Genomic DNA, 26,283 nt, shown 5'->3' with positions numbered 1-26,283 from the left:
CGGATGCTGGCAGTGACCGCCACCGCGCCGGTTCCGCGTCGTCAACGTCTAGGCCGGCGTCTCGTCGGCCCGCTCTTTGATGAGGTCCTTGAGGTCCTCCACGTCCCGGATGTTCTCGATCTCCTCGCGTTCGATGAGGGCGGTGCCGTCGACCGATTCCTGCCGGGCGCGGTCGACGACGTAGATCGAGGTGGTTCGGGTGACTCGACCGACAGAGGACATGATCCGGGCACGCTTCTCGGCGGTTTCGGTGAACTCCGAGTGGCCGGTGAGCATGCGCTGTTCGCGGTCTTTCTCCTCGCTGATCGTCTTGAACGGCGCGCGGTCGGTGGGGTGGACGTCGAAGCCGACGCGGGTGAGAACGGCGACGACCGGTTCGTCGTCGGGGTCGACCTCCGGATCGTCGGGCATCGGTTCGTCCTCGCGGACCTCGTCGGCCCCATCGATCACGTCGACGGGCGAGGTGAGCGGGGCCTCGAACAGTTCTTCGAGCTGGGTGGCCACCTCGACGGAGGCGTCCATGCCGTCCTCGTACTTGGATACTGTGCGGCGGGAGACGCCGAGTTCCTGGGCGAGGCGACCCAGCGACCAGTCCCGGTCCTCGCGGGCGTCCGCGAGGACCTCGCTGTCGATGTTGACGTACAGGCCGCCGGGCGCGGCGTAGATCAGGGGCGGCACCTCCTCGACGAACAGGTCCATCGCGGTATCGGGGGAGAGGACGGGGACGCCGTGCCGGAAGTAGACGACGCCGGGCTTGAGGTCCTCGTCGCGAGTCCGTAACCCGATGACGACCGGCGTCGCCCGCAGGTACTCGCCGAGACGGCGCATCTCCGCGCCGGTCTTGGCGTCGAAGGCGTCGATGTTGCCGAGAATCTTCACCAGTACCGTGTCCTCACCGCGGCGGGCCGCGACGTCGAAGCTCTTGGGCCGGATCGCACACCGGTCGCTCACGAGAAAGCCCGCGTCCCGCAACATCGCGGTGACGTTACCGACCAGTGCGGATCGTGACATCAGCAGTGTATTAGTAAGCCATCGCATAAAACGTTTGTGACGGCGGGACAGGCCGCGTCCGGCGGTTTTCGAAGTCTTTCGGCGATAGATTCATATACGAAGATTTGGCGAAACGCGTTACTCCGCCGACCCTGAAAGGGCGGTCGTGACTATCGTCGGGCTGGACGACACCGACTCCCGGACGCGGGGGATGTGTACGACCTACGCCGCCACACGACTGGCCGAGCGGGTCCGCCGTGTGGGCGGCCACGTGGAGCGTCTGCTCCTGGTCCGGCTCAACCCGGCCGTCGAGTACAAGACGCGGGGCAACGCCGCGCTGGCGGTCCACTGTGATCTCGGCGTCGACGAGGCCTTCGACCTGGCGACCGATCTCGTGGACGAGACCGCCGAGACCGCCGACGACCGGACCAACCCGGGCGTCGTGGTAACCGACGACGACCTCGGCGCGAAGCCGGACTGGCTCCGGACCCTCCCCCGGCGAGCGACCCGTGAAATCCTCGATCCCGAGTCCGACGTGCGCGACCCCCTCGAATCGGGCGGCTATCGCCACCGCGGTTGGGGGAACGGTCGTGGGCTCGTGGGCGCGAGCGCGGCCGCCGGCGCGTGGGCGGGACTGGGTAATGCAGACACTGTCGACTGGACCTACGAGTGTCTGACCTACCGCGAGCGCGACCGCTGGGGGAGCGACCGCGACGTGGCCTCCGAGTCGGTCTTTTCGGTGGCCGAGGAGTTCTACCCCGACATCTGGGACACCGTGGACCGCGGCGAGGGGGAGGCGGTCTGCGTGCCGAACACGCCCGGTCCCGTCCTCTACGGAATCCGCGGCGACGACCGCGAAAGCGTCGAGGCGGCCGCCGAGGCCATCGAGAGCGAACCCGTCGCGCGCCGGGCGACGTTCGTCACGAATCAGGGGACCGACCAGCACCTCCAGACCGTGGACCCGGACGGCATCGCCGAGGACCGGGCCGTCCGCGTCACCGGCGAGGTTGCCGAGGCTCCCGAAACCCGGGAGGGCGGCCACGTCTTCCTCGGGCTCGGGTTCCCGGATTCGGCCGCCGACCCCCTCCAGTGTGCGGCTTTCGAACCGACCAAGCGATTCCGTGACCGCGTGCGCGCGCTCCGAGTGGGCGACCGCGTGACCGTCTGCGGGGAGGTTTCGGATGGCACCTGCAAGCTGGAGAAGTTCGCGGTCCGAGGGCTGAACCGGACCGAACTCGTCACGCCGGACTGTCCCGACTGCGGGCGGTCGATGGAGAGCGCCGGCGCGGACGCGGGGTATCGCTGTCGGGACTGCGGGACCAGTGCCGAGGGGAAAGTCGAGCGCACGGTCGAGCGCGACCTCGAAGTGGGCTGGTACGAGGTGCCGCCGTGTGCGCGGCGGCATATCGCGAAGCCGTTAGTGAGAGGTGGGTTCGACGGGCCGACGCATCCGGAGCGGTGAGAGTGGTCAGTCCTCGGCAGGAGGGAGGTCCGCGGTTCGCCGCTGGTACGCATCGAACGCGACGAGAACGATTCCGGCCACGACGCAGGCGGCTCCCGCCATCCCCAGCGGAAGCAAGACGAGCATCGCGGGGAACCAGAGGAGTCCCATCCCGGGCCCCTCCCGGTGCGTCGTGATCTCGTAGGCACGGCCGGTACGCTGGATAACGTACCGGCCAACGCCATCGTCGATGTACATGAACTCGGGTGCGGTCTCGCCCTCACGTTCGACGACGTACTCGCCGCGTTCGATGGTTCGGTCGACGACCGTCTGCCCGCGTTTCGAGAGGTTCGCGTAGTGGAGGTGCCCCTCCGTCGAGGCGTCGAACGCCGCGGAATCGTTCCGGAGTTCGTGGACGTACTCGGAATCGAAGACGACGAAGCCGCCGCCAGCCGCGACGGCGAGCATGACAGCTCCGACGGCCACCAGCCACGTCCCCCGATCCCAGTCCATGCGGGTGCTGTAGCTGTCAGCGGTAAGTACTTTCTGCGCGGTGCAGGGCGGTTGCGGCCGTCACTCCACGTCGTACCGGACGCGAGCCGCTGGCTCGCGTCCGGCAGTTTTTCCCCAAGTTTTTGCGATGGGGGGTTCGCGCAGCGAACCCCCCGACGTAAAAAGTGGGTATCTAGTAACTGTCCACGTCAGTCCCGACCGAGCAGACGTACTCGCCGGTGGCGACCTGCGGGAGGCGGCGGGTGCGCCAGAACACGCCCTGGGAGTCGGCGGTGACTTCGGCCTTGGACTGGCCGAAGGCGTCGGTGATCTCGAACAGGGTGTCGTTGCGGGCGACCCGGTCGCCGAGGTCCTTGTGGAAGGTGACGAGACCGCCGGCGGGCGCGCCGTATTGCTCGAAGCCGCTGGCCCGGGTTTGCGGTTCGGGGACGTGAGTCTCGTCGGTGAAGCCGTAGTACGCGAGGACGTTCTCGACGCCCTGGACGCCGACCTCGATGGAGTGGTCGTCCCAGCCGACACAGCCCCCGAGTTCGGGGTCGATGGTGGGAACGCCGTCGTCGGGACCGGCGCGGGCGAGCTGGCCGTCGGGGCCTTTCTGATCGAGGATGTAGCCACAGCCGAAGACTTTGGCGAGTTCGAGACACTCGTCGTGCAGGCGGTGGCGCGGGCCACAGCGGACGCGGCACTCCTCGATCATCCGGGAGGTCGAGCCCTGGTGGAGGTCCAGCGCGAGGTCGGCACGGGTGGCGGCCTCGAAGGTGGCGGCGGCGATGCGCTCGCTGGAGGTCCCCCGTTCGTCGCCGGGGTAGGTCCGGTTCATCTTCGTGTCGTCGACCGGGTTGCGGTGTTCGGCGACCTGGAAGGCGTGGTAGTTGACGATGCCGACGATGAGGATGGTGCCGGCGATCTCGTCGGGGTCGAGTCGGGGGACGAGGCGCTGGATCACGCCGACGCCGTTGAGTTCGTCGCCGTCGCTGGCGGCCTGCACGTAGAGCGTCTTCCCGCTGTCGGCACCGTTGACGACCGCGACCGGCAGTCCGACCTCGGTGCCGTCACGAGTCTCGCCGACGAACAGCCGCCCGGTGTCGATCTCGCCGGGGGCCGCAGTCGCCGTGCCGAGGCTGGTCATTATCATCAACGCGCGGTTGCACGGTCTTAGGACGTTCGATATGTTCCACGCCCTGCCGGAACTCGGGCGGGGTGGACCGACGCGATTTTTGCCCGGGAGCCGCTAGTCGAGGTGTGACAGACGACGGTGACGCGACCGCGAGTCCGGACAACCCGCCGGCGACCGGAGCGGGGAGCGACGGCCGCCCCGACCGCCCGGGCGGTGCGGCGGCGATGATGGAGGCGCTGAACGTCCGGGACAACGCCCTCCGCGGGTTCATCTTCGGCTTCGTGTTCACGACCGCGGTGTTCACGTTCTTCGTCGTGGTGCCCGGTGTGAGTCGGTCGCCGCTGTACTACGTGGCGCTGGCGTTCGTCCTCGCGACGGGACTGGGCGCGCTGGTGACGGCGGCGCTGGTGCTGCGCGACGCGTATCGACTCTCGAAGACGCTCTAGCCGTCCTCGGGTTCGTCGCCAGCCAGATCGGCCAGGCGGTCGGCCCCCGAACGGGTGCCCTTGGCGATCAACACGTCGCCGGGGTGAAGTTCCGTCTCCGGGCCGGGGGAGATGACCCAACTCCCGCCCTCGCGGCCGGTGCGTTCGCTCTCGGCGCGGGCGCGTCGGACCGCGATGACGCGCATCCCGGTTTCCGTCTTGACCATCTTCTCCCCGAGCGTGACGCCCGCGAGGTCGCTGTCGGGCGCGACGGTCAGCCGGACGATCACCTCGTCGGATTCGCGGACGGCCTCGGCGACGACGGGGTGGGTGCCCAGCCCCCGCAACACGCCCTCGCTGATCTCCAGGGCGGCGTCGCTGATGACCTCGGTGGCGCTGGCGAGCTGGACGAGTCCCCGGAGGTCCACGGGGTCGTCGACGCGGCCGGCGGCCTGGAGGGTCCAGGCCTCGAAGCGGGACTGGAGGGCGTCGACCTCGGCTTCCAGTTCCAGCACTTCCTCGGCGACGGCGTCCGAATCGAACAGCACCGCGCCGTAGGCCAGATCCACGGCGAGTTCGCTCATGTTTTTCATGTGGACGATGGAGTCCACGGCGCGTTCGAGGTCGTCGATCCCCGGCTCGGGGGGTTCGGGCGGCACGTACGCCTGGCCGGTGGCGTCCTCGTAGACGCCGGCGATGCCTTCCTCCGAGCCCCGGAAGATGACCACGTCGTCGGGGCGGAGCGTGGTTTCGGGGCCGGGGTTGAACAGCCACTCGCCCTCGCGGCGGATGGCGATGGCGCGCACGCCGGTCTCGGTTTCGAGGTTGATATCTTCCAGCGTGCGGTCGGCGAACGGCGAGTCCGGCACGACGACGGCGCGCACGACCGTCTCGACGGCTTCGGGGAGGGCGGCCCGCATCGCGTCGGGGAGGCCGATGTCTTCGAGGACGATCTTGGCGATGTCGCCGGCGGCGTCGGAGACTTTCTCGGCGGCCCCGACGACCCCGAGGACGGGGGCGAGCGCCTCGGCGTCCTCGGGGTTGCGAGCGGCCATGAGCAGGCCCATCCGGGCACGCAACTGGAGGACGTCCATCTTGGCTTCCAGTTCCAGCACCTCCTCGGCCACCTCGTCGGAGCCGAGCAGGACCGCCGAGTACGAGAGGTCGATCAGCAGTTCCGCGGTGTCTTTCATCTCGGCCAGCAGTTCCTTGACGCTGACCGGCTCGTACTCGACGTCGTCGACTGCCATACCCGAGGCTCCTCGTCGCCGAGGGAAAAGCGTTGCCCGGCGACAGCCACCGCCGCGGTCGGTGTCAGGTACCCAACCAAAGCGGGCGGCGCGCGGGCCCGAAGTGGTGGGTGGCCCGCGTCGGCCGCAGTCCAATTACCCAACCTCAGCGCTCGGAGGTGGATAGTTTTAACATTTCAGCGCGGATTTTATTCGCTCGTCCACCGGAGGGCCGGCGGGCGGATTGCATGTCCCGGCCAAAAGATAATGCTTTTCCCGGCAGGTAGAGAACCGGGGGGTATGTCCGACGAGCTCAAGAAAGGGCTTGAGGGTGTCCTGGTCGCCGAGTCGGAACTGAGTTACATCGACGGTGACGCCGGCGAACTCATCTACCGGGGCTACTCGATCGACGATCTGGCGCGTGACGCGAGCTACGAGGAAGTGCTGTACCTGCTGTGGCACGGCCGCCTCCCGAACAGCGAGGAGCTCGCCGAATTTACCGAGGCCATGAGCGCCGAGCGGGACCTGCACGACGACGTGTACGACCTGGTGCGCTCGCTGGCCGAGGCCGACGAGAACCCGATGGCCGCGCTGCGGACGGCCGTCTCCAGTCTCTCGGCACACGATCCCGACGCGGAGGCCGACCCGCAGGATCGGGAGGCGAACCTCCGGAAGGGGCGGCGCATCACCGCGAAGATCCCGACGATCATCGCGGCGTTCACCCGGATTCGCGACGGCGAGGAGCCGGTCGCGCCCCGGGAGGACCTCACCCACGCCGAGAACTTCCTGTACATGCTCAACGGCGAGGAGCCCGACGAGGTGCTCGCCGAGACCTTCGACATGGCGCTCGTGCTCCACGTCGACCACGGACTGAACGCCTCGACGTTCTCCTCGATGGTGATCTCCTCGACGCTCGCGGACCTGCATTCGGCCATTCCGGGCGGGATCGGCGCGCTCTCCGGCTCGCTGCACGGCGGTGCCAACCAGGACGTGATGGAGGCCCTGCTCGAACTCGACGAGTCCGGCAAGGAGCCGGTCGAGTGGGCCAGAGACAAGCTCGAAGCCGGCGAGCGCGTCCCCGGCTTCGGCCACCGCGTCTACAACGTCAAGGACCCCCGGGCCCGCATCCTCTCGGACAAGTCCAAGGCCCTCGGCGAGGCCGCTGGCTCGCTGAAGTGGTTCGAGTACTCCACGTCCATCGAGGACTGGATGAAGGATGAGAAGGGCCTGGCCCCGAACGTCGACTTCTACTCGGCGTCGACGTACTACCAGATGGGCATCCCGGTCGACATCTTCACGCCCATCTTCGCGATGAGCCGCGTCGGCGGCTGGATCGCCCACGTCCTCGAACAGTACGAGGACAACCGGCTGATCCGCCCGCGCGGTCGCTACGTCGGCTCCACGGACGAGGAGTTCGTGCCGGTCGACGAACGATAGCCGAGCGACGCGTCCGTCGCTCGTTGCGCGGTTTTTGAGGTGATGTGTGCGGGCGCGCGTGAAATCGACGACCGGTCAGAGCCAGCTTTCGATCTCGTCGGCCAGCGGGCCCCGCCTGTGAATCTCGCCGCCTTCGACGTCGACGACGGTACTGCCGCCGCCCGGAGTCTCCCCGCCGTCGAGCAGGACGCTGGCGGCATCCCGAATCGGGTCGCCCAGTTCGTCCAGGTCGCGGACGCTCCCGGTGCCGCTGACGTTGGCGCTCGTGGCGGTGATCGGGTGGAATGCGTCGAGGAGTTCGAGCGCCATCTCGTGATCGGGCACGCGCACGCCGACCTTCTGGCCGCCGGCGGTGAGTACGTCCGGCACCACGGCTCTGCGATCAACGAGGACTGTTACGGGCCCGGGCAGGAACTCGTGCATGAACGCGCGTTCGTCGGCGGTCGGCGCGGTGTACTCCAGCGCGGTCTCGATGTCGGGTACCGCCAGCGAGACGGGCTTGTCGCGGTCCCGGCCCTTGGCCTCGAAGACGCGCTCGACGGCGGCGGCGTCGGTGGCGTCCGCGCCGAGGCCGTAGACGGTCTCGGTGGGGTAGACGACGAGGTCGCCGTCTTCGAGTGCCGCGGCGGCGCGCTCGATGTCTCCGTCGGTCATGGTCGTGAATGAGCCGGCAGCGATCAAAAGTCCTCTTCCATCCGGACGAACAGGGCAACGTGGTACCCGAGGGACAGGGTCAGGGCGACCGCAGCCGCGAGGACCGTCGCGCCGAGGGCGCGCTCGACTGCGAAGACGAAACAGCCGGCGACGCCTCCGGCGACGACGACACGGAGCAGCGTCCGGTCACGCCAGATCCGCATGAACCCAACCGAGCGGCCGAGCGCGAGATTCAGTCCCCCGACCAGACCGCCGACCGCGGCCCCACTCAACAGCGATTGGGGTCCCGGCTCGGGTGTTTCGAGCACCCATAGCGCGGCGAGAGCGAGCAGGGCGATAGATCGAAGCGCGGCGTTGAGTGCCAGGTTCGCTCGCGTCTCGGGTGTGAGCGCGCGGTTCCACCGGTCGAGCAGGTTCATGGATAGTCGGCAACACGGCGAGTAAAGGCAACTGTTGCGGCGACTTGCTGCGCCGGCAACCGGGGGCAACGTTTATTCCGACAGGTCGTCGATTGCGGCCTCGATCTCGTCGTAGTCGGGGAACTCGGGCCACTCCTCGGCGACCCAGGCGTACTGGATCACGCGCTCGGAATCGAGCAGGAAGACGGCGGGCCGTGGTTCGCTGACGCCGGCCATCCCGTCCAGATCGTGGGCGATGTCGTACTGCTCGGCCACGCCGTTTTGCGGGTCCGAGAACAGGCGGTAGTCGGCGTCCTCGATCCCGCGCGCGTCGATGGTCGCCTTGTGTTCGTACGGCGAGGAGACCGAGAGGCCGACGACGGTCAGGTCGTCGTCACTGCCCCGGTGACCCCAGCCGCGGTCCCGAATCTCGTTCCACATGTAGGTCGTCGGGAAGGCCCCGTCCATGGTGTGAAAGAGCAGGAGGACCGGGCCGTCGGCGGTGAGGTCCGAGAGGGCAGTGTCCTCCCAGTACTCGGCGTTGACGAGGGGGCGTTCGAAGTCGGGAGCCTGCTCGCCTTCTTCGGGGTGGTCGGTGTCGGGGAGGTCGACGACCTCGAAGTCGAGTCCCATCGCCATCAGGCGGCACCTCCGGTCTCGTCGGCGTCACCGTACGTGCGGTCGAGGTAGTCGACGATGTTGGCGCTTTCCGACATCGTGACGCCGGTGGATTCGTCGACCATGGCGGGCACGGTTCGCTTGCCCGAGATGCGTTTGACCACGTCCCGGTCGGAGTGCATCGGTTCGACGAACCGCGACCGGTAGTCGAGGTCGTAGGCCTCGAGCTTTCGGACGACGCGTTCACAGAACGGGCACGCCTGCAACCGGTAGAGTGTGATTTCCGGGTCGCTCATCGGTGAGCCTTTGGGACGAGACCCGGGTAAGCCCTTCGGGAACTTGTACTGCGACCACACGGCCAATCTAGCGGGAGCGCCGGAGATGCCGTCGAAATCGCGGGATGGCGCGCATTACGGCGATGACAAGTCTTAATCCCGCCGACGGCAAAGTCAGCGGGTAATGGGCGCAGCCTCGGCCGTCGCGCCGCTGATCGAACCCCTGCCCGTCGCAGCACAGGTGCTGGGCGTGCAGTTGACCGACAGTGTCGTCACCGGTGTCGGGGTCGCGGTCGTCTTCCTCCTGCTCGTGCTGTCGGCGTTTTTCTCCTCGTCGGAGATCGCCATGTTCTCGCTGGCGGCTCACCGCGTCGACGCGCTCGTCGAGGACGGCGTTCCCGCGGCGAAGACGCTCGAGAACCTCAAGGCCGACCCCCACCGACTGCTCGTGACGATCCTGGTCGGGAACAACCTGGTCAACATCGCGATGACCTCGATCACGACCGGGTTGCTGGCGATCTACTTCAACCAGGGCGTCGCCGTCGCCATCTCGACGTTCGGGATCACGGCGCTGGTCCTGCTGTTCGGGGAGAGCGCTCCCAAGAGCTACGCGGTCGAGAACACCGAATCGTGGGCGCTGACCATCGCCCGCCCGCTGAAGTTCGCCGAGCGCGTGCTGTGGCCGCTGATCGTCGTCTTCGACTTCCTCACCCAGCAGGTCAACCGCGTCACCGGCGGCCAGACCGCCATCGAGACCTCTTACGTCACCCGCCAGGAGATCCGCGACATCATCGAGACCGGCGAGCGCGAGGGCGTGCTGGACGAGGAAGAACGGGAGATGCTCCAGCGCACGCTCCGCTTCAACAACACCATCGCCAAGGAAGTCATGACGCCGCGGCTGGACGTGGACGCCATCTCGAAAGACGCCACCGTCGAGGAGGCCATGGAGCAGTGTGTCCAGTCGGGCCACGCCCGGCTTCCCGTCTACGAGGGGAGTCTCGACAACGTCATCGGCGTCGTCCACATCCGCGATCTGGTCCGGGACCGCAACTACGGCGGGGCGGCAAACGGTGACCTCGAACTGGAGGACCTGATCGAACCGACCCTGCACGTCCCCGAGTCGAAGAACGTCGACGACCTGCTGGCCGAGATGCGCGACGAGCGCCTCCACATGGTCGTCGTCATCGACGAGTTCGGCACCACCGAGGGACTCGTGACGATGGAGGACCTCACCGAGGAGATCGTCGGCGAGATCCTCGAAGGCGAGGAGGAGGAGCCCATCGAGTTCGTCGGCGACGACAGCGCCATCGTCAAAGGCGAGGTCAACATCGAGGAGGTCAACGAGGCGCTCGACATCGACATCCCGGAGGGCGAGGAGTTCGAGACCATCGCCGGCTTCATCTTCAACCTCGCGGGCCGCCTCGTCGAGGAGGGCGAGGAGATCGAGTACGACGGCGTGGAGATCCGCGTCGAGCAGGTCGAGAACACCCGCATCATGAAGGCGCGGGTCACCCGCAGACAGCGAGACGAGGACGAGGAAGAACCCGAACCGGAAGACGCCGCGGCGGACGACTGAGGGGCGACCGGACGGCACAGCTTATTTTGGCTCGTTGCCACAAGGACCGAGTATGCCCTCCTTCCGGACGAAGCGCGGTCGGTGCCACCTCGACGGCGACACGCTGCGTCTCGAATCGAGTATCCGCGGGTACGCCCGCCGGCTCCGCGAGGGGAACCGGCTCCTGTTCTGGGGGTACGTCGTCGCCATGCTGGTCGCGGTCGGGACGCCGCTCTGGCTGATTCTCTCGGGCGAGTCCCAGGATCTCGGACTGATTCTCGGCGGCGTGGTTCTCGTGGTGGGCGGCGCTCGCGCGAGCAACTACCTCCGTGGGTTCACGAGCGACGAGGCGATTCCCCTCGACGACGTGGTGCGCGTCACGGCCACGGAGGGACGGAAGGGCCTCACGCGCCCGCGGTTCGTGGTCCACTACGACCGGGACGGGACGCGCAAGAAGCGGTACGTGATGATGCCGTCGCTGTGGCTCGACTACGGCGAGGCGGCGTTCGAGCGGGCGAACGCGGCGTTCCGTGAGGCCGGAGTTCCCGTCGAGGACGGTTAACCGCGCAACTGCGCGAGGGCGGCCCGGAACTGGTCGTCGCCGCGGACGACGTGGGCGGACAGGTCCGCGAGACCACCCAGCAGGCCCGCCAGCACGACGCCGGCGGCGAGGTCGAGACCCGCGGCGAGCGCGACGGCAGTCCCGAGCAGGCCCCCGACGACGGCGGCCGCGACGGACTGGCCCGGCGTGTCGCAGTAGGGGATCACGGGCGTCCTACGGTGTGAACGCGAAAAAGGCTGTCTCCGGCCGATCAGACCAGCAGTACGTCGACGGCGGTGAACACGCCGTAGCCCAGGGTGAAGGCGAGGACGAGCGACCCGAGCCACGCGAGGACGGTGTAGCCCATCTTCGAGCCGCTGACGCCGCTGCCGCCGGCGGCGAAGCCGCTCCCGATGATGGCGCTGACGATGATCTCGTTGAACGAGACGGGGATGCCGAAGAAGACGGCGGTCTGGGCGATGGCGAAGGAGGGAATGAGGGCGGCGATGGAGCGGCGCGGCCCCAGCGCCGAGTAGTCCTGGCTGAGCGCCTTGATCATCCGGGGCGCGCCGGTCCAGGAGCCGAGCAGGAGGCCGAACCCGCCGCCCAGCAGGACCGCGACGAGTGGAATTGCGAAGGGGTCGAGCAGTGGCAGGAGGGGGCCGAGCGCTAGCCCCACCTGACTGCCGCCGGCCGAGAACGCGACGAGGCCGCCGAGCGCGAGCAGGAAGTGCCGCTGGCCGGCCTCGGGGCTCCCGCGGAGGTCCCACCAGAGGACGAGAGCGACCAGCGCCGCGGCCGCCAGCGTCACGCCGACACCGACGGCGAGCGACGGGAACTCGGGGAGCGCGGCCGCGGCGACGCCGGTCAGCGACGCGGCCTCGCCGGGCGGGCCGAGGACGACGAACCGGACGTTCGCGAGGATCGCGCCGACGAGGCCGGCCAGCAGGGGGACCGCGAGCGACTCGGGGACGCGCTCGTCCCGGAGCGTCTTGGCGGTACCGTAGGCGATGCCGCCGCCGACGAAGGGAACGGCGACCCACAGCGCGACGATCTCCTGGTACTTGGCCCAGGCGGGGTCGCCGCCCAGCGCCAGGCCGACGCCGACGACCGCGCCGGTGACGGTGAAAGCGGTGGCGATGGGATACCCCGCGAACACGCCGATGGCGACCAGCACCGCCGCGGTGATGAGCGCGACGACGGCCGCGGTGGGCGAGAGCGTCGCGTTCAGGATGAGTTCCCGACCGACCGCCTCGGTGACGTTCGCGCCCTGCAGGACGGCTCCGGCCAGTCCGAGCAGGCCGACGATGAAACCGGCCCGCATCACCGAGATGGCGTTGGCACCGACCGCGGGGGCGAACGGCGTCGACCCCGACGATCCCGCGCCGATGGCCCACGCCATGAACAGACTCGCCGCTCCGGCGACCAGAAACGTCGCGAGCGTACCTCCTGCGACCATTCGATAGACGGCTACTGCCGGCACGCGTAATAACCTGCCGCCATCCGGCGCTCGGCACGGCGGTAGAGGGCGTTTTTTGCGCCGTAGTTGCCGAATAATTATACGTGATGGCGTGGACAGTGGGTGGTAGGTGGGGGCAGTGGTACTCGAACGACTACGGCGGTTCGCCGGACGGCACGGGGAGTACGAGTGTCAACGCTGTGGGTCACAGTACGAGGCCCGGCGACAGGTCTGCCCGGACTGTGGCGGGTTCTCCATCGAACGGGACTGGTGACCGGCCGGGGGAGCGAGGGTCGTCCCCCGCAATGTTTTGGGTGTCGGTTGAGGGGGGCACGGCGACAACTGCTCGTGTGACGAGCGAGCCACGGCGATACTATGAGTGAGACGAGTCTGTCCGACGACGCGCGGAGTACAGGGACGGTCGAGGCCGCCGAATCGGCGACGGACCTGATCGGTGGGACCCCGCTGGTCGATCTCTCGGCGTTCGCGCCGAACTGTTACGCCAAGGTCGAGGCGGCCAACCCCTTCTCCGTCAAAGACCGGATCGCCCGCGAGATGATCGCACAGGCCGAACGGGAAGGGCTGGTCGACGAGGGCACCCACGTCGTCGAGCCCACGAGCGGCAACACCGGCATCGGACTGGCGTTCGTCTGCGCCGCGAAGGGGTACGACCTGACGCTGACCATGCCCGCGTCCATGAGCGAGGAGCGCCGCCAGTTGCTCCGGGCGCTTGGCGCGGACCTGGAACTGACGCCGGCCGACGACGGGATGTCCGGCGCTATCGACCGCGCCGAGGCACTGCTGGCCGAGGCCGACGACGGGTTCATGCCCCAGCAGTTCGAGAACGACGCCAACCCACGGGCCCACCGAAAGACGACCGGCCCGGAGATCTGGCGGGACACCGACGGCGAGGTCGACGCCGTCGTCGCCGGCGTCGGCACCGGCGGGACCATCACGGGCGTCTCGAAACACATCGAGGACGACCGCGGGGCGTCGCTGCGCTCGGTCGCCGTCGAACCCGCGGGGTCGCCCATCCTGTCGAAGGGGGAGGGCGGCTCACACGGCATCCAGGGCATCGGGCCGAGTTTCGTCCCCGACACCCTCGACCCGGACGTGATCGACGAGGTCCGGACGGTCCACGAGGACGACGCGAAGACGACCACCCGACGACTGGCCCGGGAAGCGGGTCTGCTCGTCGGCATCTCCAGCGGTGCGGCCGCCGCCGCGGCGTTCGACGTGGCCCGGGACTACCCCGAAGAAGTGACCGTCGCCATCCTCCCGGACACCGGCGAGCGATACCTCTCGACGGGGCTGTTCGACGACGTGTGATCGGGGGCGGCCCGTGTCAGCCACCCGCTGGCGGTGACGACCGGCGCTCCCGGCCGAGCTTTCCGGCGAGCCACTCGCCGAGGGCGCCGCCGACCGCGCCCGCGAGCGCCGTGAACGCGATCACTACAGCCGCGACACCGACGAGGAGCAACGTCTGGACGACACCGAACCACGCCGGCTGAGCGAACGTCGGGATCGAGCGCGCGACCGCGCCGACGGGGAGCAAGAGCGGGACGGCCGCGACCGCACCGGTGCGGAGTCCGACGGTTTTGCCGGCTATCGTCGTGTTCGCGAACAGTACACCGCCGAACACCGCGGCGAGCGCGACCGGGCCGAGGCGGGCGTCGAGTTCGGTCGCTCGCCAGCCGGCGAGGAGGACGGTCGCACCCGAGACGAGGCCCGCGACGAGCGCGTATCGCCACGCGGCGTCCGTCCGGGGATCGGGGAGGGCAGGACGGGCCATACGTTCGTCTGTGGCGACAGGAACAAAAAGGTTGGTCGCGGGTACCGGCGCGGCCTACTCCAGGTCGAACCGGTCGAGCGTCATGACCTTGTGCCAGGCGTCGACGAAGTCCTGGACGAACTGTTCTTCGCCGTCCTCGCTCGCGTAGACCTCGGCGATGGCACGGAGCCGGTCGTTCGACCCGAAGATGAGGTCGAAGCGGGTGGCTTCCCACACCTGCTCGCCGGTCTCGCGGTCGTAGCCCTCGTAGACCTGTCCGGCCTCGTCGGCCTGCTCCCAGTCGTACTGCATGTCGAGCAGGTTGACGAAGAAGTCGTTGTCGAGGGTGTCGGTGTCGTCGGTGAGGACGCCGCGGTCGGAGTCGCCGTAGGTCGCACCCAGCGTGCGCAGTCCGCCGACCAGCACGGTCATCTCCTCGGGACTCAGGTCGAGCAGGTCGGCCTTGTCGACCAGCAGTTCCTCCAGTTTCCGGTCGTGTTCGCCGCCGACGTAGTTGCGGAAGCCGTCCGAGTCCAGTTCGAGCGCCTCGAAGGACTCCTCGTCGGTCCACTCGTCCTCGGCGTCGACGCGGCCCGGCTCGAAGGGCACGTCCACGTCGTAGCCGGCCTCGCTCGCGGCCTGCTCGATGGCGGCGTTGCCGCCCAGCACGATGAGGTCGGCGAGCGAGACGGCGGTCCCGTCCGACCGGGACTCGTTGAACTCCGCCTTGATCTCCTCGTAGGTCTCCAGCGCGGTCTCCAGTTCCGCGGGTTCGTTGACCCCCCAGCTCCGCTGGGGTTCCAGCCGGATGCGCGCGCCGTTGGCTCCGCCGCGCTTGTCGCTGTCGCGGTAGGTCGCCGCGGCCGCCCAGGCGGTCTTGACCAACTGGGAGCGCGAGAGGTCCGAATCCAGCAGTTCCTCCGCGAGCTGTTCGGCGGCCTCGTCGCCGATTGGCTCGAAGTCACGGTCGGGCAGGGGGTCCTGCCAGATCATCGTCTCGTCGGGGACTTCCGGACCGAGGAACCGCTCGGGCGGGCCCATGTCGCGGTGGATCAGCTTGTACCAGGCCTTCGCGAAGGCGTCCAGGAACTCCATCGGGTCGTTCTGGAACTCCTCGATGATCGCCCGGAAGTCGTCGTCTTTCTTCAGCGCCACGTCGGTCGTCAGCATCATCGGCGTCTGGGTCCCGTCGCCGTGGGCCTCGGGCGCGTCCTCGATCTCGTCCGCGTCGACCGGCGTCCACTGCCAGGCACCGCCGGGGCCCTTCTCGGGTTCCCACTCGTGTTCGAGCAGGTTGTCGATGTAGGAGGTGTCCCACATCGTCGGCGTGGAGTTCCAGGGGCCTTCGATGCCGCTGGTGATGGTGTCGTCGCCTTTGCCCTCGCCGTAGTCGCTCTCCCAGCCCAGGCCCATGTCCTCGATGGGGGCGGCCGCTGGCTCGGGACCGACGTGTTCGTCGGGGTCGTCGGCACCGTGGACCTTCCCGAACGTGTGGCCGCCAGCGATGAGCGCGGCCGTCTCCTTGTCGTTCATGGCCATGCGGCTGAACGACTGGCGGATGCGGTCGGCCGACCACTCCGGATCGGGTTCGCCCTCGGGCCCTTCGGGGTTGACGTAGATGAGGCCCATGACCGTCGCGCCGAGGTGGTCCGCTAGCTGGTCGTCCTCGTCGAACCGGTCCCAGGACTCCATCTCGTTTTCGGGACCCCAGTCGGTGGACGCGTCGGGCTCGAACTCGTCTTCGCGCCCGCCGGCGAAGCCGAACGTGTCGAAGCCCATCGACTCGAGGGCGACGTTGCCGGCCAGGACGATCAGATCCGCCCACGAGAGCTTGCGGCCGTACTTCTGTTTGACCGGCCAGAGCAGCCGCCGGGCTTTGTCGAGGTTGGCGTTGTCCGGCCAGCTACCGAGCGGCGCGAACCGCTGGGTCCCGCCGGAGGCCCCGCCGCGGCCGTCCGTGGTACGGTAGGTGCCGGCGCTGTGCCACGCCATCCGGATGAACAGCGGCCCGTAGTGGCCGTAGTCGGCCGGCCACCAGTCCTGGGAGTCGGTCATCACCGACTCGATGTCGTCTTTCACCTGCTCGAAATCGAGAGATTCGAAGGCTTCGGCGTAGTCGAAATCGTCGTCGTACGGCCCTGCGTCGCGCGCGTTCTGGTCGAGGGCCGATAGATCGAGCATCTCCGGCCACCAGTCCTGCGGGGACCTGTTCTGCGTCGGGAATGGCGTATCCTCTGTCATAGGGTGGTCTCCAATCGAACGGTCGTGTTCCGCGATTACAAAGCTATTGGTTGCGATCCGCGGTCTTCGTTTTTGTATTCAGAAAATATATTGCCTAAATCCTAAGGGCGGTACCGCGTGGTGCCACGGCGTGCCCGCTCACTCGCCGTCGTCGGGGGCGGGTTCGTTGGACTCGGCGACGAGGTCGTCGCTGGGTTCGGGCGGTTCGACGCCCTCGGCGGCGGCGGCGGTGTCGGTGTCTTTGGGGGTGTCGACGTGCCAGCGGTCGACCGACGACTCGTAGTCGGCGAGTTTGTTCGACACCCGGATCTTCAGGTCGTCGTCGTTGACGTTGACCTCGAAGACGTACTCGGGGGCCTCGCCGCGGCCGGATCGCTGGAGGTTGGCGCTGACGAGTTCGTTGTCGAAGTAGTAGGGGGCGATCTGGGTCATCACGTTCTTGTAGACGGCCCCTTCGACGGCCCGGAGGGCCTTCCGGCCGGCCGAGTCGGCGGCGCGAGCCACGTAGTCGATGGACTCGCCCCACTTGTCGACGGCCTCGTCCGGGTCGTCGTCGAGTTTCTCGTAGGACTCGGTGAGTTTCTCGCCGGCTTTCTGGAGGTCCTCGTCGGGGTCTTTGCCGGCCTTTTCGCCCTCGCCCTCGCCGACGCTCGCCTGTTCGGCGGTCTTCTCGTTGACGTGATCGTCGAGGCGTTCGTCGGACTTGGGCCGCCAGTCGTCGAATTCCGCCAGTGCGTCCTCCGCGACGGCGTCGACGTCGGGGTCTTCCGCGAGGTCCGTCAGCGCGCGCACGATCCGTTCGCCGTGTTCCACCACGTCGACCCAGCGCCCGCGCTGTTTGAACCCCGAGACACTCTCTTCCATCGGTTCCCCACAGGTAGGGCACGGCCGAATATACCTTTTCCCCCATCCTCGGCAGTCGTCAACGGATCGGAAAACGAGCTTTTCCGTCCGAAACTCCTACCCCGGGTTCCATGCCATCCGCACTGTTCGTCGTCAGCGAAGAAGGCTACTGGGGCGAGGAATGTATCGAACCGCTCACCACGCTCACCGACGCCGGGGTCGACATCACGGTCGCCACCCCGAGCGGGCGCGAACCGGTGATCGACGAGCGCTCGATCGACCCCGAGGAGGTCGGCGAGGAGACCGCCGAACGCGTCCGCGAGGTCGCCGAGTCCGACGAGCGACTGGCCGACCCGACACCGCTCGCACGGGTCGACGCGAGCGGGTACGACGCGGTCGTGTTCCCCGGCGGGCACGGCACCGCGTGGGACGTGAACCAGGACCGCCACGCCCGGGCCGCGCTCCGGACGGCGGTCGAGGAGGGCGACAGCAAGGCGCTGGTCGTCTGTCACGCCGCCGGTATCCTCGCGTTCACCCGCGACTCCGACGGCGGGTTCCTCGTCGAGGGTCGCGACGTGACCGGCTTCCCCAACGCCTGGGAGGAGGGCATCGTCGACGAGAACGACTGCATGCCCGACGGGCGAAAGCTCCCCTACTGGGTCGAAGACGAGGTGCGCGCGGCCGGCGGGAATTTCGACCCCGACCTCGGTGAGGACACGTCCGTCACCGTCGACGGTGACCTCGTGACCGCGCGGGGGCCGCCGTCCTCGCACGCGGCGGCCGTGACGCTGCTGGCGGAGATGGGCATCGAGCACTGACGGCGGTCGGCCAGCCGGGCAGCGGCCGCGATCCGTCCGATTTTATGCTATCGGCGGTGACACCGCCAGTATGGCCATCGAACGACGCGGCGACGCGTATCTCGTCACGCACGCACTCGCCAAGCACACGCTCTCGGACCTGCGCAGTGTCGAGACCGAACAGGTCGCCTTCCGCAAAGGGCTCGTGAAACTCGGCCGCATCTGTGGCTACGAGATCATCGACGGCGCGATGAGTACGGAGTACGTCGAGATCGAGACGCCACTGACCGACACGATGGGCGAGCGCGTCACCGGCCTCGACGACGTGGTGATCGTCAACGTCCTCCGTGCGGCCACGCCCTTCGTCGAAGGCCTCCTGAAGGCCTTCCCGAACGCGAAGCAGGGGGTCATCAGCGCCGGCCGCGACGAGTCCGCGGGGATGAACGAGGACGGCCAGTTCCCCATCGACGTGGACTACGAGAAGATGCCGGAGATCACCCCCGAGGACACCGTCATCGTCGCCGACCCGATGCTGGCGACGGGATCGACCATGACCGCCGTGCTGGAGCGGGTCACGGCCGCGGGCGACCCCGACAACCTCTTTGCCCTCTCGGCGGTCAGCGCCCCCGCCGGCGTCACCCGCGTCGCCGAGCAGTTCCCCGAGGTCGACCTGCTGACCGTCAGCATCGACGACCACCTCGACGACGACGGCTTCATCGTCCCCGGCCTCGGCGACGCCGGCGACCGCGCGTTCCGCACTACCTGACCGGTCGGTGTGTGTGATGTCGACGCACGTCGAAACCCCCTGGTTTCACCTGGAAAACCGCAAGACTGCAACCGAACTGTAACCTGCATCCGAACACCAGTTCGGCTATTTATATGTCAGGCAGTTCGACCGTGCTGGCGGGTGACCGCGTGTCACTCGATGGTCGCGCGACCGCTGGTGGCGCTGCGGATTCGATCCCGGAGGGCGGCGGCGTCGGCGACCGGCACGCGCACGTCGAAGGCCACCTCGGCCCGGTAGTCGGCGTCGAACTCGACGCCCTCGGATTCGAGGATGCCACGGACAGTTCCGGAATCGTCGTATTCGACGGTTATCGAGAACGACTCGTGGGGACGGCGCTCGGTGATCCCGGCGTCCTCGACGGCGACCTTGACCCCCTGTGAGTATGCGCGGGCCAGGCCGCCCACGCCGAGTTTCGTCCCGCCGTAGTAGCGGGTGACGACGGCGACGACGTTCTCCAGCGCCTCGCCCTGGAGGACGTTCAGCGCGGGTTTGCCCGCCGACCCGGAGGGTTCGGCGTCGTCGGAACTCCACTCGGTGAGCGGGTCGGTCCGGACGCGGTAGGCCGGGACGTTGTGGGTCGCGTCGGCGTACTCCTCGCGGATCGCCTCGACGAAGCGCTCGGCGTCCGCGACGCTGGTCGCGGGGGCGGCGTGGCCGATAAACTCCGAGCCCCTGATCTCGAAGGCGGCCTGCCCGCGGCCGGCGAGGGTCCGGTAGCGCTCGGTCACGGTCGGGGATAGCGGGGCGGGGATCAAACCCCTTCCGCCGTCGTTTTCGGGGCCGAGCCGTGCCGACCTTATTTGTCACTCGGGCACCCTGTAGGGGGTATGTCACGGTCGACCGGTGACGAAATGCTCGACGAGATGCTCGGTGGGGGCGTGCCCGAGGGCCGGACGCTCCTGCTCCGCGGCCCGTCGGGCGTGGGAAAGAGCCGCCTCGCGATGCAGTTTCTCGACGCGGGCGCCGACGCGGACGAGGACTGCCTGTACGTGACCACCGACGAGCCCCTCGGGGTCGTCCGGACATCGCTGGACCCGGCCGAGCCCATCACGCTCGCGGCCGTCCACCGGGACACGAGCGGCGGCGGCGTCCGTTTCGTCACCGCCGACGGTGCCGACACGATCCCCTTCGGCTCGCTGATCGAACGGCTCTCGGCCGACGAGTGGGACCGGCTGGTCGTCGACGGGGCCGGCGGGCTGGTCGAACTCGCGCCCGACCGCGAGCGGGGCCGCCACGGCCGCTTTCACCTGCTCGAACGGCTCGACGACCACGAGACGACGGCGGTGTTGACCGCCACCGACGACGAACCGGGGTCGGTCGCGCGCCTGGCCCACGGCGTCGTCGACTGCTGGCGCGAGGAGATCGAGGGCGACGCCCGGCCGTTCTGCCGGGTCGAGAAACTCCGGAGCCGGGACCACGACACGCGCCGGCACGCACTCGCCCACGACGACGACGGCGTCACCGTGTCGGCACGGGAGTGGGCGACCCACGAAGACCCCTTCCGGACCGGCATCCCGAGCCTCGACGACCTCACCGGCGGCTTCGTCCGCAACGGCACCACCCTTTTCGAACACGACGGGACGGCCGACCACTGGCCCTTTACCGCCGCGCTCGCGGCTCGCGCCGTCGAACAGGACGCACCCGTAGTGCTGGTGACCGCGCCGGGGACGCTCGTGAACCGGGTGGACGACCTGCTCGCCGACGCGGTCGCTCCGGTGACCGAGTTGATGGACCGGAACCTGCTGTACCTGATCGACCCCATCAGCCGAAGCCCGGGCGAACCGGTCGTCGCCGGCCTCGACACCGACAACGTCGTCCTCCAGGAGGAGGAGGGCAGTATCCAGGAGGCGTTCCGGACGCTGGTCGCGGAACTGGGCGGTCGGGTCGAGGAGGCCGTCGCGATCATCGAACACTCGGCGATGGCCCACCTCGTCACGGAAAACGAGTCGCGGCAACTCTACTACTGGGCCGACGGCAACGTGATGAACGGCGAGTACGACCTCACGCTGGTGCTGGCCGGCGACCGCGCGGTCGCCGGCGACCGCCTCACCGCCTTCTTCTCGGGCGTCGCGGATCAGGTGATGCGCACCTGGCGCGGGAGCGACGAACTCCAGTACCTCTCGGTCCCCAAATCGCCCGCCGGGACGCCCGGCCACACCCGCGTCGTCGAACCGCTCGAAGACCCGCCGTACGTCCAGTTGCGCTGACTCACTCGCGGCCGCCCCAGACGCGTTTCTCCGGGATCTCGACGGTCACGTCCCGCGTCAGCCGGTACTGACAGGAGAGTCGCGGGTAGCCGAACCGGTCGGCCAGCCGGTCGTGCCAGTGGTCGGGGTCCGTCTCGCCCTCGCGGATGCGCACGCCACAGGTCGCACAGATCCCCCGACCCCCGCAGTTCAGCCGCTCGGTGTAGCGAGTGTAGGGGGAGATACCGGCGTCGCGCAACACGTCCCGGAGGACGGAACCGACGGGCGCGGTGAGTTCGCGGGTCCCGCCGTCGGTGCGGACCGTGACGGTGACGGTCTCGTCGGGCCCGCCGTCGGCGGGCGGCGACTGGTCGGTCACTGCAACTCGATCTTGCGCACGTAGTCGCGGTCACGGATCTCGTTGAGGAGGTCGCCGGGCAGGGCCTCCTCGGTCACGATGTAGAGTTTGGGGTCGACGGCGAACTCGGGGTCTTCCGAGACGGTCTGGCGCATCGAGATGCCCTCGTCGGCGATCATGCCGGCGATCTCGGCGACGATGCCGGGCTGTTCGGTGTCGTACACGTCGACGGTCAGGACGTGCAGGTCCAGCACCGGGGCCAGGTCCATCAGGCTGGGGATCTGGGAGATGTTCTGGAAGATGCGCCGCAGTTGTTCGTCGGCGAGGATGGCGTCGGTCGTCGAGTCCACGACCCGGCGATCCACGTCGATCTCCCGGGCGATGCCGGTGTTGGGGATCTCGATGCCGCCCGAGACGACCCGGCCGTCGTCGTTGACCGAGAAGCCCCGTTCGAGGAGGAGTCGAATCACCGCCTGCTGGGAGGGACTGCCCTCGAATTTCTCCATGATCTCCGCGAACATACTCACCAAGACGACCGCCGACCGTAGTATGTCTTGGCATCGGACGGTTCGGGCGGCGGCCGAAACCGTGACTCCCGGGTCATAAAGACGCGTCCCGATTCGTGGGAACCGCTACCGGTAGGGACGACGACGGAGAGACGAGATGCAGATAACCGGAGTCACGCAACATCACGTCAGTCACGAACTGGCGGACAGTTTCCGACCGAACTGGATTCCCGGCTACCCGCAGGGGAGCCACGAGGCCGAAGTGTTCGAGATCGAGACCGACGCCGGCATCACGGGCGTCACCGCCAGCCCGAGTTTCGCCGGCGGCCTCGACTACGCGACACCGCTGTCGCTGTTCCTGCAGGGCGAGGACCCCCACGACATCGAGGGGATCATGCGCAAGCTGGAGACCGTCGACCTGATCGGCCCGCGGCCGTGGCACCTCGAACTCGCGCTGTGGGACATCGTCGGCAAGGACGCCGGCAAGCCCGTCTACGAGTTGCTCGGCGGGAGCGACGACCCGATCCGGGCCTACGCCAGCACCGGCGAGGTCCAGCCGGCCGAGGACCGCATCGCGTACGTCGAGGACCGCGTCGACGAGGGGTTCGAGGCCGTCAAACTCCGGATCGCCGAGCGGTCCGACCTCGACGTGGTTCGTGCGGTCCGCGAGGCGTTCCCCGACCTGCCGCTCATGGTCGACGCGAACAAGGGGTGGACCGTTCGCGTGATGGAAGACGAGACCCAGTGGTCGGTGGCCGAGGCCGAGGCGGTGGCCCGCGAGCTGGCCGACATCGGCGGGATCGAGTGGTTCGAGGAGCCGCTGCCCCGTCACGACTACGCGGGGTACGCGCGCCTGCGCGACGCCGCCGAGGTCCCCATCGCCGGCGGCGAGTTCAACGGCGGCCCACAGGAGCTGTACGAGTTCCTCGACCGCGACGCCGTGGACGTGCTCCAGCCCGACGCGGCGCTGGTGACCGGCATCAAACGGGCCGTCGAGGTCGCCGGGGCCGCCCGGAACCAGGGCGTCAAGTTCGTGCCCCACACCTGGACCAACGCCATCGGCTTCGCCGCCAACCTGCACGTGATGGCGGCGGTCGGGGCCGACTGGTGTGAGTTCCCCCACGACCCGCCGTGGACGCCCGAGGCATGGTCGGCACCGATCCACGGCGAGTTCGCCGCCACGGACGGCACCGTCACGCCGCCGCAGGGGCCGGGACTGGGCGTCGAACTGGATCGGGACCTGCTGGAGGGTGACCGATGACCGTACTCGACGAGTTCCGGCTGGACGGCTCGGTCGCGCTGGTGACCGGCGCGGCGGGCGGCCTGGGCAGTGCCTTCGCGGCCGCGATGGCCGAGGCCGGCGCGGACGTGGTGGTCGCGGACCTCGACGAAGCCGGCGCGCAGGCGGTCGCCGACGACATCGAAGACGAAACGGGGGTCGAGACGCTGGCTCTCGAAGTGGACGTGACCGACGAGGCGGCCGTCGAGGGGATGGTCGACGCGACGCTCGACCGGTTCGGCCGGCTCGACGCCGCCTTCGCCAACGCGGGCATCGGCGAACTCGAACGCCCGGTCGAACACTACGAGATGGCCCAGTGGGACCGCATCGTCGACGTGAACCTGCGGGGCGTGTGGCTCACCGACTGCTACGCCGCCCGCGCGATGGCCGAGCAGGACTCGGGTGGGGCCATCGTCAACACCGCCTCCGTCTACGGGCTGGTGGGGAGCGACGCGATGGGGTACAACCCGGCCTACGCCGCCTCGAAGGGCGGCGTCGTCAACCTCACGCGGACGCTCGGGGCCGAGTGGGCACCCGAGATCCGCGTCAACGCCATCGCGCCGAGTCACGCCCGGACGAACATCGGCGGCGGCTACCTCGACGAGGACAGCCGCGTCGGACAGGACATCGCCGACGAGATCGAGGCCGAGACCCCCGTCGACCGGATCGCGGAACCCGAGGAACTCCAGGGAATGGCCCTGTTCCTCGCCAGCGAGGCCGCCCGCTACTGCACCGGCTACACCTACGCCGTCGACGGCGGATGGCTGGCGCGGTAACAGCGCGGCGTCGGTTCGTCTCCGATTTCTCCTCGTCCAGCACGTACGGGTCGATCAGTCGACCTGACGCGAACTGACACACCCGTTCGGTACTCCAGTCTCCGCAACTCGCTCAGTCCAGGAACAGGTCCGGTGCCGCGGCGAGAACGACGAGGTAGATCACCATGATCGCGACGGCGAGTATTCGCAGTACGCCGGCCACACGGCGTCGGTTCGGCGGCAACGATTCGGCGACGCCGAGGGAAGCAAACGCAGTCGCCTGAAAGAGCAGGATGGAGAGGCCATCGAGCCGGGCACCGAAATACAGCCACGCGAGGAGGGCCACGACCGACAGGGACAGAAAGATGAACCCCCGCCGTGGCCCATTCGGCTCGCGAAACAGTATCCGTGAGTGGCGCTCCATACCTGCCAGTGAACGTTCCAATTCATAAACCGTTCGGATGGCTGAAAAGCGGCTGCTAGTCACTCGTTCCCGTCGCTACCGGCTCGACTCGTGCGATCACGCGGCGAGTCGCACGTGCCCGACCTGCGCTGCGTCCTGCACGCGAGTCCTGACACCGGCAGTGCGTGTTGGGCTTCCCGTGACACGCTGTCTGATAAAGACACGGCTCGATTAGCGGGAATCGCTACGGTCCGTGCGGCGAGTCAGCGGGTATGGCACTCACACTACCGAGTGACGCGGACGAGTGGATCGAAGCGTGGGGCGAGAAGCTGAACGAGTCCGACGAGTACAGCGAGGTCGGCGAGGGCTGGGGCGTCGACTTCAACGGCGACTTCCTCTTTCACATCCGGCCCGACGACACCTACGACGGCGAGGACCTGTACTTCTTCGTCGGCCTCGAAGACGGCGTGTGTACCGACGCGTTCCGGACGGACGACCCCGACGGCGTGGACTGGGGCTTCGCCTTCCGTGGCGAGTACAGCACCTGGAAGCGGCTGATCCGGCAGGACCTGGGGGCCATCGACGGGCTGATGAGCGGCGAGTTCGAGCTGGACGGCGACATGCAGCGGACCCTCCAGTACAGCGACGCGGCCGTCGTCATGACCGAGGAGGCCGCCGCCGTCGACACCGAGTTCGAGTACTGAGCCGGGGGACAGAACCATGCCAGCAGGTCTCGTGAGGGAACACTGATGCGCGCAGTGGAACTCCGGCTGTTGCCCGACGGACAGGCGTTCCCGGGCGTCGACGCGGCTATCGGGAGCGTCGAGGGCATCCGCCGGGAGGCGCTGGTGGCTCTGGAGTGGCACAGCGACGGGACCTACGCGCTCCTGTACCGGCTGGCCGGCGACGACGCCGCGGCGCTCGATGCTGTGTTCCGCGACCGCGCGGACGTGTACGACTACGACGTGATCGACGGCGGCGACGGCCAGCTGTTCGCGTTCGTCCACGTCAGCGAACGCGAGACGCTGAGCGAGTTGCTCGCCATCGCCGAGTCCTACGCCCTCCTGCTCGATCCGCCCTTCCGGTACACGGATCGGGGCGTCCGGGTGACGGTGGCGGGCACGGAGGCGGCCCTCCAGGCGGCCTTCGCCGAGGCGACCGACCGGATCGCCGTCGAGATCGAGTGGACCGGCGAGTACACGCCCGACGAACCGGGCTATCTCGGCCGGCTGACCGACCGCCAGCGCGAGGCGGTGCTGGTCGCGCACGAACTGGGCTACTACGAGACGCCGAGAGCCACCTCCTTCGAGGCGGTCGCCGACGAGCTGGCCTGTGCGCCCAGCACCGCGAACGAACTGCTCCGGCGGGCCGAGTCGGTCCTGCTGGACGCCTTGCTGGCTGAGTCCTAGAGTTCGCCTTTCGTACTGGGCGTGTCGGTGCTCGCGGTTCAGTACGGTCACCGCTCGCGCAGTCGGCGGCCGCACTGCGCACGGCCGCCGGTCCGGCGCTCGTCGGTACGGGTGGCGTCAGCGACCGACAAACCGATAAAACAGATCGCGAGGGGAACTACTCCCTGGCGAGTTCCGCGTAGATCTCCTCGTGGGCATCCATGTCCTGTCGCGTGATCAGCCGCATGAGGCGGCGGCGTGCCTCTTCAGGAGAGAGATCATCGGAGATTGACCGACTCTCGTCGTCTGCGGCCATC

The 26,283-nt window shown here is 68.4% G+C and carries 32 protein-coding genes; 14 read left to right on the top strand and 18 right to left on the bottom strand.

Going from position 1 to position 26,283, the window contains the following annotated elements:
• Positions 1-48 precede the first annotated feature (48 nt).
• Positions 49-1,011, bottom strand: a complete 963-nt coding sequence (locus tag ACOZ4N_RS14910) for a transcriptional regulator (protein ID WP_424017155.1) — start codon at positions 1,009-1,011, stop codon at positions 49-51.
• 145 nt (positions 1,012-1,156) lie between these two features.
• On the opposite strand from ACOZ4N_RS14910, the gene ACOZ4N_RS14905 reads away from it, so the two are divergent.
• The gene (locus ACOZ4N_RS14905; RefSeq protein WP_424017154.1) at positions 1,157-2,452 is read left to right on the top strand and encodes a TiaS agmantine-binding domain-containing protein; all 1,296 of its coding nucleotides are present in this window, start codon (positions 1,157-1,159) and stop codon (positions 2,450-2,452) included.
• 6 nt (positions 2,453-2,458) lie between these two features.
• Here ACOZ4N_RS14905 and ACOZ4N_RS14900 read toward each other — a convergent pair whose 3' ends face one another.
• Both ACOZ4N_RS14900 and ACOZ4N_RS14895 read right to left on the bottom strand, forming a co-directional pair.
• The gene (locus ACOZ4N_RS14900) at positions 2,459-2,944 is read right to left on the bottom strand and encodes a hypothetical protein (RefSeq protein WP_424017153.1); all 486 of its coding nucleotides are present in this window, start codon (positions 2,942-2,944) and stop codon (positions 2,459-2,461) included.
• A 172-nt stretch (positions 2,945-3,116) separates the two neighbouring features.
• Entirely contained in the window at positions 3,117-4,073 is a 957-nt protein-coding gene (locus ACOZ4N_RS14895) for a succinylglutamate desuccinylase/aspartoacylase family protein (RefSeq protein ID WP_424017152.1), read from the bottom strand.
• A gap of 113 nt (positions 4,074-4,186) precedes the next feature.
• Here ACOZ4N_RS14895 and ACOZ4N_RS14890 point away from each other — a divergent pair, with 113 nt between their 5' ends.
• Positions 4,187-4,507 (top strand): DUF7536 family protein, encoded by a 321-nt coding sequence (locus tag ACOZ4N_RS14890; RefSeq protein ID WP_424017151.1) that lies wholly within the window; start codon positions 4,187-4,189, stop codon positions 4,505-4,507.
• On the opposite strand, the gene ACOZ4N_RS14885 is transcribed toward ACOZ4N_RS14890, so the two are convergent.
• Positions 4,504-5,736 carry a potassium channel family protein gene (locus tag ACOZ4N_RS14885; RefSeq protein WP_424017150.1) on the bottom strand — a complete coding sequence of 411 codons (1,233 nt, stop codon included), beginning with the start codon at positions 5,734-5,736 and terminating at the stop codon, positions 4,504-4,506. The genes ACOZ4N_RS14890 and ACOZ4N_RS14885 overlap by 4 nt on opposite strands.
• A gap of 279 nt (positions 5,737-6,015) precedes the next feature.
• On the opposite strand from ACOZ4N_RS14885, the gene citZ reads away from it, so the two are divergent.
• Positions 6,016-7,152 (top strand): citrate synthase, encoded by a 1,137-nt coding sequence (gene citZ, locus ACOZ4N_RS14880; protein WP_424017149.1) that lies wholly within the window; start codon positions 6,016-6,018, stop codon positions 7,150-7,152.
• Between the two features lie 75 nt (positions 7,153-7,227).
• On the opposite strand, the gene ACOZ4N_RS14875 is transcribed toward citZ, so the two are convergent.
• The 4 genes from ACOZ4N_RS14875 to ACOZ4N_RS14860 all read right to left on the bottom strand — a co-directional run bounded on the left by ACOZ4N_RS14875 (position 7,228) and on the right by ACOZ4N_RS14860 (position 9,118).
• Positions 7,228-7,806 carry an L-threonylcarbamoyladenylate synthase gene (locus tag ACOZ4N_RS14875; RefSeq protein ID WP_424017148.1) on the bottom strand — a complete coding sequence of 193 codons (579 nt, stop codon included), beginning with the start codon at positions 7,804-7,806 and terminating at the stop codon, positions 7,228-7,230.
• 23 nt (positions 7,807-7,829) lie between these two features.
• On the bottom strand, positions 7,830-8,225 hold the full coding sequence (locus ACOZ4N_RS14870; RefSeq protein WP_424017147.1) for a hypothetical protein: 396 nt from the start codon (positions 8,223-8,225) through the stop codon (positions 7,830-7,832).
• 72 nt (positions 8,226-8,297) lie between these two features.
• Positions 8,298-8,837 carry a redoxin domain-containing protein gene (locus ACOZ4N_RS14865; protein WP_424019963.1) on the bottom strand — a complete coding sequence of 180 codons (540 nt, stop codon included), beginning with the start codon at positions 8,835-8,837 and terminating at the stop codon, positions 8,298-8,300.
• A 5-nt stretch (positions 8,838-8,842) separates the two neighbouring features.
• Positions 8,843-9,118, bottom strand: coding sequence for a glutathione S-transferase N-terminal domain-containing protein (locus tag ACOZ4N_RS14860; RefSeq protein WP_424017146.1), 276 nt, complete (start codon positions 9,116-9,118; stop codon positions 8,843-8,845).
• Positions 9,119-9,281: 163 nt separating this feature from the next.
• Here ACOZ4N_RS14860 and ACOZ4N_RS14855 point away from each other — a divergent pair, with 163 nt between their 5' ends.
• Entirely contained in the window at positions 9,282-10,673 is a 1,392-nt protein-coding gene (locus ACOZ4N_RS14855; protein WP_424017145.1) for a hemolysin family protein, read from the top strand.
• 52 nt (positions 10,674-10,725) lie between these two features.
• Complete coding sequence (locus ACOZ4N_RS14850) at positions 10,726-11,214, top strand: hypothetical protein (RefSeq protein WP_424017144.1); 489 nt, start codon at positions 10,726-10,728, stop codon at positions 11,212-11,214.
• On the opposite strand, the gene ACOZ4N_RS14845 is transcribed toward ACOZ4N_RS14850, so the two are convergent.
• The gene (locus tag ACOZ4N_RS14845; RefSeq protein ID WP_424017143.1) at positions 11,211-11,420 is read right to left on the bottom strand and encodes a hypothetical protein; all 210 of its coding nucleotides are present in this window, start codon (positions 11,418-11,420) and stop codon (positions 11,211-11,213) included. The genes ACOZ4N_RS14850 and ACOZ4N_RS14845 overlap by 4 nt on opposite strands.
• A gap of 44 nt (positions 11,421-11,464) precedes the next feature.
• Complete coding sequence (locus ACOZ4N_RS14840; protein ID WP_424017142.1) at positions 11,465-12,652, bottom strand: anion permease; 1,188 nt, start codon at positions 12,650-12,652, stop codon at positions 11,465-11,467.
• 130 nt (positions 12,653-12,782) lie between these two features.
• Here ACOZ4N_RS14840 and ACOZ4N_RS14835 point away from each other — a divergent pair, with 130 nt between their 5' ends.
• Together ACOZ4N_RS14835 and cysK are read left to right on the top strand one after the other, a co-directional pair.
• Complete coding sequence (locus ACOZ4N_RS14835) at positions 12,783-12,926, top strand: hypothetical protein (protein ID WP_424017141.1); 144 nt, start codon at positions 12,783-12,785, stop codon at positions 12,924-12,926.
• Positions 12,927-13,027: 101 nt separating this feature from the next.
• A complete protein-coding gene (gene cysK / locus ACOZ4N_RS14830) occupies positions 13,028-13,981 on the top strand; it encodes a cysteine synthase A (protein WP_424017140.1) in 954 nt (317 codons plus the stop codon).
• A gap of 16 nt (positions 13,982-13,997) precedes the next feature.
• Here cysK and ACOZ4N_RS14825 read toward each other — a convergent pair whose 3' ends face one another.
• The 3 genes from ACOZ4N_RS14825 to ACOZ4N_RS14815 form a co-directional block, all read right to left on the bottom strand.
• Positions 13,998-14,444, bottom strand: coding sequence for a DUF5518 domain-containing protein (locus ACOZ4N_RS14825; RefSeq protein WP_424017139.1), 447 nt, complete (start codon positions 14,442-14,444; stop codon positions 13,998-14,000).
• A 54-nt stretch (positions 14,445-14,498) separates the two neighbouring features.
• Positions 14,499-16,664, bottom strand: a complete 2,166-nt coding sequence (katG, locus tag ACOZ4N_RS14820) for a catalase/peroxidase HPI (RefSeq protein WP_424017138.1) — start codon at positions 16,662-16,664, stop codon at positions 14,499-14,501.
• 138 nt (positions 16,665-16,802) lie between these two features.
• Positions 16,803-17,528, bottom strand: coding sequence for a DUF5828 family protein (locus ACOZ4N_RS14815; RefSeq protein WP_424017137.1), 726 nt, complete (start codon positions 17,526-17,528; stop codon positions 16,803-16,805).
• Positions 17,529-17,638: 110 nt separating this feature from the next.
• Here ACOZ4N_RS14815 and ACOZ4N_RS14810 point away from each other — a divergent pair, with 110 nt between their 5' ends.
• Both ACOZ4N_RS14810 and upp read left to right on the top strand, forming a co-directional pair.
• On the top strand, positions 17,639-18,325 hold the full coding sequence (locus ACOZ4N_RS14810) for a type 1 glutamine amidotransferase domain-containing protein (protein ID WP_424017136.1): 687 nt from the start codon (positions 17,639-17,641) through the stop codon (positions 18,323-18,325).
• 70 nt (positions 18,326-18,395) lie between these two features.
• A complete protein-coding gene (gene upp / locus ACOZ4N_RS14805) occupies positions 18,396-19,070 on the top strand; it encodes a uracil phosphoribosyltransferase (RefSeq protein ID WP_424017135.1) in 675 nt (224 codons plus the stop codon).
• Between the two features lie 152 nt (positions 19,071-19,222).
• On the opposite strand, the gene ACOZ4N_RS14800 is transcribed toward upp, so the two are convergent.
• Positions 19,223-19,819 (bottom strand): IMPACT family protein, encoded by a 597-nt coding sequence (locus tag ACOZ4N_RS14800; protein ID WP_424017134.1) that lies wholly within the window; start codon positions 19,817-19,819, stop codon positions 19,223-19,225.
• Positions 19,820-19,918: 99 nt separating this feature from the next.
• Here ACOZ4N_RS14800 and ACOZ4N_RS14795 point away from each other — a divergent pair, with 99 nt between their 5' ends.
• On the top strand, positions 19,919-21,298 hold the full coding sequence (locus tag ACOZ4N_RS14795; protein WP_424017133.1) for an RAD55 family ATPase: 1,380 nt from the start codon (positions 19,919-19,921) through the stop codon (positions 21,296-21,298).
• A 1-nt stretch (position 21,299) separates the two neighbouring features.
• On the opposite strand, the gene ACOZ4N_RS14790 is transcribed toward ACOZ4N_RS14795, so the two are convergent.
• Both ACOZ4N_RS14790 and ACOZ4N_RS14785 read right to left on the bottom strand, forming a co-directional pair.
• Entirely contained in the window at positions 21,300-21,656 is a 357-nt protein-coding gene (locus ACOZ4N_RS14790; protein WP_424017132.1) for a 2Fe-2S iron-sulfur cluster-binding protein, read from the bottom strand.
• Positions 21,653-22,156: an amino acid-binding protein gene (locus ACOZ4N_RS14785; RefSeq protein WP_424017131.1), complete on the bottom strand. Its 504-nt coding sequence runs from the start codon at positions 22,154-22,156 to the stop codon at positions 21,653-21,655. Before ACOZ4N_RS14785 ends, ACOZ4N_RS14790 begins: the two co-directional genes overlap by 4 nt.
• A 142-nt stretch (positions 22,157-22,298) precedes the next feature.
• On the opposite strand from ACOZ4N_RS14785, the gene ACOZ4N_RS14780 reads away from it, so the two are divergent.
• Positions 22,299-23,402, top strand: a complete 1,104-nt coding sequence (locus ACOZ4N_RS14780) for a mandelate racemase/muconate lactonizing enzyme family protein (protein WP_424017130.1) — start codon at positions 22,299-22,301, stop codon at positions 23,400-23,402.
• Positions 23,399-24,196 (top strand): SDR family NAD(P)-dependent oxidoreductase, encoded by a 798-nt coding sequence (locus ACOZ4N_RS14775; protein ID WP_424017129.1) that lies wholly within the window; start codon positions 23,399-23,401, stop codon positions 24,194-24,196. Before ACOZ4N_RS14780 ends, ACOZ4N_RS14775 begins: the two co-directional genes overlap by 4 nt.
• A 112-nt stretch (positions 24,197-24,308) precedes the next feature.
• Here ACOZ4N_RS14775 and ACOZ4N_RS14770 read toward each other — a convergent pair whose 3' ends face one another.
• Entirely contained in the window at positions 24,309-24,599 is a 291-nt protein-coding gene (locus ACOZ4N_RS14770; RefSeq protein ID WP_424017128.1) for a hypothetical protein, read from the bottom strand.
• Positions 24,600-24,850: 251 nt separating this feature from the next.
• Here ACOZ4N_RS14770 and ACOZ4N_RS14765 point away from each other — a divergent pair, with 251 nt between their 5' ends.
• Both ACOZ4N_RS14765 and ACOZ4N_RS14760 read left to right on the top strand, forming a co-directional pair.
• Positions 24,851-25,282, top strand: a complete 432-nt coding sequence (locus tag ACOZ4N_RS14765; RefSeq protein ID WP_424017127.1) for an SCP2 sterol-binding domain-containing protein — start codon at positions 24,851-24,853, stop codon at positions 25,280-25,282.
• A 45-nt stretch (positions 25,283-25,327) separates the two neighbouring features.
• Positions 25,328-25,987: a helix-turn-helix domain-containing protein gene (locus tag ACOZ4N_RS14760; protein WP_424017126.1), complete on the top strand. Its 660-nt coding sequence runs from the start codon at positions 25,328-25,330 to the stop codon at positions 25,985-25,987.
• Positions 25,988-26,144: 157 nt separating this feature from the next.
• Here ACOZ4N_RS14760 and ACOZ4N_RS14755 read toward each other — a convergent pair whose 3' ends face one another.
• Entirely contained in the window at positions 26,145-26,282 is a 138-nt protein-coding gene (locus ACOZ4N_RS14755; protein ID WP_424017125.1) for a hypothetical protein, read from the bottom strand.
• Position 26,283: the final 1 nt, after the last annotated feature.

The organism is Halorientalis pallida (assembly GCF_049605515.1).
Lineage (GTDB): Archaea > Halobacteriota > Halobacteria > Halobacteriales > Haloarculaceae > Halorientalis > Halorientalis pallida_A.
Note: the sequence above shows the minus strand (reverse complement) of the source record. Positions and strands in the feature narration are given on the sequence as shown.